The organism is Paraconexibacter sp. (assembly GCF_041602235.1).
GTDB lineage: Bacteria > Actinomycetota > Thermoleophilia > Solirubrobacterales > Solirubrobacteraceae > Paraconexibacter.
In genome coordinates this window covers 23,381-30,932 of record NZ_JBFIGP010000010.1, presented here as the reverse complement: position 1 = coordinate 30,932, position 7,552 = coordinate 23,381, and the positions used below count along the sequence as shown (strand labels likewise).

8 protein-coding genes are annotated in these 7,552 nt (G+C 74.9%); 5 read left to right on the top strand and 3 right to left on the bottom strand.

Annotated elements, in window-relative coordinates; all coding sequences use genetic code 11:
• Positions 1 to 1,652, bottom strand: a 1,652-nt coding sequence (locus tag ABYE80_RS01740) for a hypothetical protein (RefSeq protein WP_372788192.1), incomplete at its 3' end; no start/stop codon positions are given.
• Between the two features lie 95 nt (positions 1,653 to 1,747).
• Between ABYE80_RS01740 and mtnA the strand changes: the two genes are divergently transcribed.
• Genes mtnA through ABYE80_RS01715 form a run of 5 tightly spaced genes read left to right on the top strand, consistent with a single transcriptional unit; the run spans position 1,748 to position 6,153 of the window.
• Complete coding sequence (gene mtnA / locus ABYE80_RS01735; protein ID WP_372788191.1) at positions 1,748 to 2,824, top strand: S-methyl-5-thioribose-1-phosphate isomerase; 1,077 nt, start codon at positions 1,748 to 1,750, stop codon at positions 2,822 to 2,824.
• Positions 2,821 to 3,789 (top strand): alcohol dehydrogenase catalytic domain-containing protein, encoded by a 969-nt coding sequence (locus ABYE80_RS01730; protein WP_372788190.1) that lies wholly within the window; start codon positions 2,821 to 2,823, stop codon positions 3,787 to 3,789. Before mtnA ends, ABYE80_RS01730 begins: the two co-directional genes overlap by 4 nt.
• A complete protein-coding gene (locus ABYE80_RS01725; RefSeq protein WP_372788189.1) occupies positions 3,786 to 4,712 on the top strand; it encodes a zinc-binding dehydrogenase in 927 nt (308 codons plus the stop codon). The genes ABYE80_RS01730 and ABYE80_RS01725 overlap by 4 nt, the downstream gene beginning before the upstream one ends.
• Positions 4,713 to 4,747: 35 nt before the next feature.
• The gene (locus ABYE80_RS01720; protein WP_372788188.1) at positions 4,748 to 5,248 is read left to right on the top strand and encodes a methylated-DNA--[protein]-cysteine S-methyltransferase; all 501 of its coding nucleotides are present in this window, start codon (positions 4,748 to 4,750) and stop codon (positions 5,246 to 5,248) included.
• Positions 5,245 to 6,153, top strand: coding sequence for an AlkA N-terminal domain-containing protein (locus ABYE80_RS01715; protein WP_372788187.1), 909 nt, complete (start codon positions 5,245 to 5,247; stop codon positions 6,151 to 6,153). The genes ABYE80_RS01720 and ABYE80_RS01715 overlap by 4 nt, the downstream gene beginning before the upstream one ends.
• Here ABYE80_RS01715 and ABYE80_RS01710 read toward each other — a convergent pair.
• Both ABYE80_RS01710 and ABYE80_RS01705 read right to left on the bottom strand, forming a co-directional pair.
• Entirely contained in the window at positions 6,150 to 6,404 is a 255-nt protein-coding gene (locus ABYE80_RS01710) for a glutathione S-transferase N-terminal domain-containing protein (RefSeq protein WP_372788185.1), read from the bottom strand. The two genes, ABYE80_RS01715 and ABYE80_RS01710, sit on opposite strands and share 4 nt — an antisense overlap.
• A gap of 26 nt (positions 6,405 to 6,430) precedes the next feature.
• Positions 6,431 to 7,495: an NAD-dependent epimerase/dehydratase family protein gene (locus ABYE80_RS01705; protein WP_372788184.1), complete on the bottom strand. Its 1,065-nt coding sequence runs from the start codon at positions 7,493 to 7,495 to the stop codon at positions 6,431 to 6,433.
• Positions 7,496 to 7,552: the final 57 nt, after the last annotated feature.

Below are 7,552 nucleotides of genomic sequence, written 5' to 3'. Positions count from 1 at the left end.
TCGTCCTCGACGCTGGAGTCGTCGTCCTCCGGCTGGAAGCTCGTGGTGATGCCGTCGTAGCGGTGGATGTCGCCGAACGCGGTCCTGAGCTGGCCGAGCGTCCTCGGCTCGTCGCCGTCGCTGTCGGGCGCAAGGCTTCCCAGGTCCAGCACGGACGTCAGGGAGTCCTCGACGCTGCCGCCCGTGTCCGGGCCGGTGCCCTCCAGCAGGAGCTTGCGGTCGCCGACCGGCATGCCGCGCGGCACCCGGACGGAGATCGTCCGCGAGAAGATGCCGCCCCGGGACCGTCGCAGGGACAGTCGGACCTTGAGCCGGCTCCCGCGCCGGACCGCGCGCCGCGCCACCGTCGCCTTGCGGATGAAGGCCTGCGGGTAGGACCGACGCAGCTTCAGGTTGACGTCGACCTTCGAGATGTGGAAGTTCGCGTACTCGAAGGTGTCGAGGAGCGAGACGGCGGTGCCGACGTCCCCCACGACCGCCGAGTTGGGCCCCGGACCGCCACCCACGTAGGTGTTGCAGAACCGCATGGGCTTCTTCAGCTCGCGGACCGTCACGCGCATGCACATCGACCCCGACTGCCGGGTCGACGCGCCGCTGAGCGTCACCGCGGCAGCGTTCCCGACCGCGGTCGTGGCGGCCAGCGATAGCGCCGAGCCTCCCGCCGGGAGGCCGAGGTCCGACTCGTCGGTGACCTTCGTCACCTGGGAGCGCACCCGGCCGGTGTCGAGGTCGTGCGCCACGACCTGCAAGGGATAGGTGGGTGGTGCGGCTCCGGTCACGCCGACGACCGCGCTGTTGGCGTCGTTGCTCAGGGTGCCGATGTCGTGCCCCGGCGCCGCGAGCTTGTAGGTCGACAGCTCGGAGGACTGCACCGGGTTGTTGACCACCGTGTACACGTAGGCGTCCTGCAGCAGCAGGGACCGGCGTCCGGCGCCGTCGAGCGGATGACCGAACGCCCACACGGTGCTGCCGTCGACGTAGGCCACCGTGCCCACGGCGCCGATCGACACCGCGCCGCTGGTGTAGCCGACCGCGACCGCGGACCCCGGGACGAGGGGCGCGACGGGGAAGGCGAAGCTCGAACGCGGCGCCGTGCCGGGCGAGAGCAGCAGCACGCGCCCCGCCCTCTTGGCGGCGCGCTGCAGCGCGCCCGCCATCGGGCCGGAGGCGCCCGCGAGCGTCAACGGCGTCGCGAGGGGTCGGGCCGAGCGCAGGGTCGCCGATGAGCGCCTCGCCGACGCGGGGGGCTCGACGGGCTCCCCCAGGATCAACTGGATCGGCGTCGCGAGCGCGACCTTCCCCCCGTACTCACCGATCCCCTCGGAGATCGCGCCGATGTTGCGCATCACGCCGGCGCCGTCCGGGCAGCGGATGGGCGACCCGGAGAACCCGGGGCCGACGCCCGTGGCGTCGACCGCGGCTCCGGAAGCGCGGAACAGGATGCGCGGGGCCTCGGCGGCGCTGTCCCCCTGGATGACGTCGAGGATCTCGATGTCGAACGACGAGATCGCCGTGCCCTGGAACACCGAGGCGGCCTGGCAGCGCATCCCCTTCTGGACCTGCTCCAGCGGCATGATGGGCTCGCCCTCGGCCCGGGCGACCGCCGGAGCCGCGAGGAGCAGGAGGACGCAGGTCAGGAGGGCACGATGCACCGCGCGCACGGTACAGCCTGTCGCGGTTGACGGCTCCTGCTCGACGACGCGCCGTCCCCGGGACCGCGGCGAGGTCGCGCCCGTAGGATCAGCGCATGCCTCTCGCCGAAGGTGGTCCCGCCGCCGCTCCCCCGGCCCGCGCGCTGCGCTGGGACGGGGCTCGGCTCGAGCTGCTCGATCAGACGAGGCTGCCCGACCGGGAGATCTGGCTGACCCCGGCCGGGGCCGAGGAGGTCGCCGTCGCGATCGAGCGTCTCGCCGTGCGCGGCGCCCCGAACATCGGCATCGCCGCGGCCTACGGGCTGGCCATGGAGGTCACCGCGACCCCCGGCCTGGGCACGTTGGAGGCGGCCTGGGAGCGCCTGCGCACCTCGCGCCCCACCGCGGTCAACCTCGGCTGGGCGGTGGACCGCGTGCGGGCCGCCGCACTCGCGGCCGGCCCCGCCCGCATGGCCGCAGCCGCCCGCGAGCAGGCGCAGGCCATCCACGCCTGGGAGGACGAGGCGTCCGCGCTGCTCTGCGCGGCCGGGGCCGGGCTGCTGCGCGACCTCGTGCCGGCCCGTGAGCCGGTGCGCGTGCTGACCCACTGCAACACCGGCGCCCTCGCGACCGGCGGCACCGGCAGCGCGCTCGGCGTGATCGCGGAGCTCGCCCGCCACCGAGCCGTCGAGGTCCTCGCCTGCGAGACGCGGCCGCTGCTGCAGGGCGCACGCCTGACCGCCTGGGAGCTCGGTCGGCTCGGGATCCCGCACGCCCTCCTCGTGGACGGCGCCGCCGCCGGGCTGATCGCCCGCGGCGAGGTCGACGCGGTCATCGTCGGGTGCGACCGCGTGGCCGCCAACGGGGACACCGCGAACAAGGTCGGGACCTACGCGCACGCGCTCGCCGCCGGCGCCGCCGGGATCCCGTTCCTGGTCGCCGGGCCCACTTCGTCGATCGACCCGCACATCGCCCACGGCGACGACATCGCGATCGAGGAGCGCGACGCCCGGGAGGTCACCCACGTCGCCGGCTCCCCGACCGCTCCGCTGGGCACGCAGGCCCGCAACCCGGCCTTCGACGTCACCCCCGCGCGGCTCATCACGGCCCTCGTGACGGAGCGCGGCGTGGCACGACCCGTCGAACCCCGGACCGTCGGAGCGCTCGTGCCCGTCGCGGAGCCCGTCGCATGAGGGTCGCGCTGTCCACGAGCCCGGAGACGGTCGTGATCGAGGAACGCCCCGATCCGATCGCCGGCCCCGGTGAGGTGGTGTGCCGTGTGCTCGCCTGCGGTGTGTGCGGCTCGGACGTCAGCAGCTCATGGGTGGCGCGCAAGGTGCCGGCCGTCCTGGGACACGAGGTCACGGGCGTCGTGGAGCAGATCGGGGCGGGCGTCGACCACGTCCGGGTCGGCGATCAGGTCGTGATCCACCACCACGCCCCCTGCGGGGAGTGCCGCCGCTGCCGGCGCGGGCACGAGACGCTGTGCGAGAGCTTCCGCTCGACAGCGCTCGACCCCGGCGGCTTCGCCGACCGGGTGCGGATCCCGAGCGATCTGGTCGGCGAGCTGCTGCCGCTCGACGGGCTCGACGCCGAGCGCGGGACGTTCGTGGAGCCACTGGCGTGCGTGCTGCGAGCGTTCGGACGAGCCGGGCTCGCCGCGGGCGACAGCCTGCTCGTCGTCGGGGCCGGGACCAGCGGTCTGCTGGCGATCGCCGCGGCGCACGCGCACGCCGTCGACGTCGTCTGGGTGCGGGAGCCACGACCCGACCGGTTGCAGCGGGCGCTCGACCTCGGCGCCGCCCGGCACGCCACGGAACTGGTCGACGTGGCGCTCGTCTGCACCCCGGCGGCCTCCGCGATCGCCGACGCCGCCTCGGCGCTCGCCCCAGGCGGGTCTCTGTGCCTCTACGCGCCGCCCAGTCCGACCGAGCGGCTCGATCTCGACGCGTTCGGCCTCTACACGGGAGAGATCGAGGTGCATCACAGCTACTCGGCCGGCCCCGGTGACATGCGGGCGGCCTTCGACGCGCTGCGCGCCGGGACCATCGACCCGCTGCCGCTCGTCACGCACCGCGTCGGGCTGGAGGAGACCGCGCACGCGCTGGACCTCCAGCGACGCGGCGAGGCGATCAAGGTCCTGGTGCTGCCGACGTGAGGGCCGCGGTGCTCGTCGGTCCCGGCGCCCTGGAGGTGCGGGACGTCCCCGAACCCGAAGGAGCGGTGCTCGTCGAGGTTCACGCGGCGACCGCCTGCGGGACCGACGTCAAGATGCTGCGACACGGCCACCCCGTCCTGGGCGACTACCCGTGCCGCTTCGGGCACGAGATGGCCGGCGTACGCCTGGACAGCGGCGATCCCGTGCTGGTCGGCGACTCGGTGGCGTGTGGCGCCTGCCCCGCCTGCGAGCGGGGCCGCTCCCAGCTCTGCGAGGACATGACCTGGGTCCTGGGCGGGTTCGCCGAGCGCATCGCCGCCCCCGAGGCGGCCCTGCACACGATCCCGAGCAGCCTCGACCTGCGGGTCGCCGCGGTCGCCGAGCCGCTCGCGGCCTGCGTCCATGCGGTGTCGCGCGGGACCGACGCGCGGGACTGCGGCATCCTCGGCGGCGGGACGATGGGCCAGATGCTCGCGCAGCTGCTGCTGCAGGAGGGCCGTGACGTGACGCTCGCCGACCGGCACCCGGAGCGCCGCGCCCAGGCCGCCGCGTGCGGCGCCCACGCCGTGGAGCGGCTCGGTCGTCACGACCTCGTGTTCGAGGCGGTGGGTCGTCCCGAGGCGTGGGCCGAGGCCGTGATGGCCGCGGCCCCCGGTGGCTGCGTCGTCCTGGTCGGCGGCTGCCCCGCGGGGAGCACGGCGCCCCTGCCCACGGGCCGGCTGCACTACGACGAGCTCGACGTCCGCGGCGCGTTCCATCACGACCGCGCCGAGGTCGACCGGGCGCTGTGGCTGCTTCTCAGCGGCGAGGTCGACGTGACCGAGATGCTGGCCCCGACGATCGGTCTGGACGAGCTCGCCGAGGCCCTCGTCCGGCCTGCCGACGGGCCCGCCCGGAAGATCGTCGTCGACCCGCGCCGGTGACCTCACGAGCCGGCGGGCTGCGGCGTTGTGTGTCCATGAGCCCACTCCGCACCACCGTCCACCACTCCCCCGTCGGACCGCTGCGGCTCGTCGCCGGCCCGCAGGGCCTCCGCGAGCTCGCGTTCGTGCAGCGTCCGCACGCCGCCTCGGCCGGGCACGCCGGAAGCTCCGACGACGCAGCCTTCCACGAGGTGCGGGAGCAACTCGACCGGTACTTCTCCGGTGAGCTGCGTCGGTTCGACCTGCCGCTGGATCCCGTCGGGACGCCGTTCCAGCTCCGGGTGTGGGAGGCCCTGCATGCGCTGCCCTACGGGGCGACGATCAGCTACGGCGAGCTCGCACGACGCCTCGGGACGCCGCGCGCCGCCCGCGCCGTCGGGCTGGCGAACGGCCGCAACCCGCTGCCGATCCTCGTGCCGTGCCACCGCGTCGTCGGCGCCGACGGGCGGCTCACCGGCTACAGCGGCGGTTTGGCCCGCAAGACCTACCTCCTCGAGCTCGAGCGCCGGGCAGCAGGAGTCCCGTCGGTCGCGTGAGCACCCGGCGGCTGGCGCTCGACGTCGACGTCCGGCCGCCGTTCGACGGCGCGGCGCTGCTGAGGTGGCTCGGCGCGCGGGCGGTCCCGGGGGTCGAGGAGGTCACCGGGATCCGGTATCGGCGGGTGCTGCCCCTTCCCTCAGGGCCGGTGGTCCTCGAGGTCGACCTCGGAGCCGACCGGGCCGCCGCCGCCCTGATCGTCCCAGCGGACACGGCGTCCGATGGCCGGGGCTCCGGCGTCGGGGAGTCCGAGGCGCGGGCTCTGGTACCGGCGGCCGTCCGCGCGCTCGTCGACGGCGACGTCGACCCGTCCGCGGTCCTCGCCGCGCTCGGCGGCGACCCGCACCTCGGTCCGCTCGTGCGCGCGCGTCCGGGGCTGCGCTGCCCAGGGACCGTCGACCCGGCCGAGCTCGCGGTGCGCGCCGTCCTGGGCCAGCAGGTCTCCGTCGCCGCGGCCCGCACCGTCGCCGGGCGCCTCGCCGCCGACCTCGGCCTCCCGCTGGCGGCGCCGTCGGGCACCCTGCGGTGGGCGTTCCCGACGCCCCAGGCCCTGGCGACGCTGGCCCCGGACTCCCTGCCGATGCCGCGCTCGCGTACGCGAGCCCTGCTCGGCCTCGCGGCGGCGCTGGCCGACGACACCCTGGAGCTGAGCCCGGCCACGGATCCTGGCGCCGCGCGGGAGGCGCTGCTGTCGATCCCGGGCATCGGACCGTGGACCGCCGACTACGTGGCGATGCGCGCCCTCGCCGACCGGGACGCCTTTCCGGCCGGCGACCTCGTCCTCCGGCGGGCTGCGCGCGATCTCGGACTTCCTCACGACGAGCCCGGGCTGCGCCGGCACGCCCGTGCGTGGCGCCCGTGGCGGGCCTACGCCGCCCACCATCTCTGGGCCGGCCGGGGCTAGGCGGGGTCCTGCGAGCTTCGCCACTCCAGGTGCTCGACGATCCGGTGCGAGTCGCAGATGGCCTCCGAGTCGATCACCGCGACGGGGACGACCCGCTGACCGGTGAGGGCCTCCACCTCCCGCCGGTCCCGCCGTCGCCACGGCACGCGCACCACCTCGACCTCCTCGCCGGCCCGCCGCAGCTCGCGCGCGACGCGACCGCACGGGCACAGCCAGTCGGTCGGTGTGCGGCATCGGTACAGCGTGGCCATGGCTGCAGTGTGCCGGAAGCGGCGCTTCACCCGCGCAACGTGGAGGCGAGCTTGTGGACCTGGCGGCTCCCGAACCCCGCGAGCCGCAGGGGCAGCGGCTGTCGCGTCCCGGCGGGGCGGACCCGGAGCGGCTCCCGCTGCCGGTACCAGTCGATGGTCGCCTCCAGCGTGTCCTCGTGCGGTGCCGGCTTGTACCCGAGATCCCGCTTGGCCTTCGTCGAGCGGAACGCCCACCACTGGGCGGCACCCACGAGCTCGTCCTCGGTCACCGCGGACCGTCCCGGTGCGACCGAGAGCGCCCGTACCAGCGCGATCGCCGCGGGCAGCGGGAGCTTCAGCGCGGGAGGCTCGACGCCGGAGATGCGTCCGAGGTCGGCGAAGAGCCGGTCGAGGGTGAAGTTGCGGTTGCCGAGGATGTAGCGCTCCCCCACCTCGCCCTGCTCGTCGGCCAGCAGGTGCCCGCGGGCGACGTCGGTCACGTCGACGATGTTGATCGCGCCGTCGACGTACACGGGGATGTCCCGCCGCAGGAACCGCCGCACGATCTCCGTCGAGGAGCGGTGCACGTCGCCGCGACCGAACACGTGCCCGGGGTTCACGATCACGACCGGCAACCCCTGCGCGGCATGTCGCAGACACACGTGCTCCGCCTCACGCTTGCTGTTGAGGTACGGGAGCCCGAGACGGCCCGCGCGGAAGGCCTGCGACTCGTCGGCGGTCGAGTGACGGGGCGCCGGCCCGATCGCCCCGAGCGACGAGGTGTGGACCACCCGGCTCACGCCGGCGCGCAGCGCCTCCGACATCACGATGTCCGTGCCGTCCACGTTCGTGCGGAACAGCGCGTCGCTCCCGGCCCGCAGGTTGTTCGTCCCCGCGATGTGGAAGACCCGCTCGACGTCCTTCATCGCGCGACGCACCGCGCGGCGGTCGAGGATGTCGACGGTCGTGAGCTCGACGTCCAGCCCGTTGAGGTTGTCCATGGGCGAGGCGGGACGGACCGTGACCCGGACGTCGTCGCCCCGCTCGAGCAGCGCTCGGACGACGGCGGATCCGACGAATCCCGATCCTCCGGTGACGAGCGTCATGCCCATGCAGGCGAGTGTATGACGCTGCGCGTGCTCGGGAGAGCGGACCGACGGCGCTGGCGG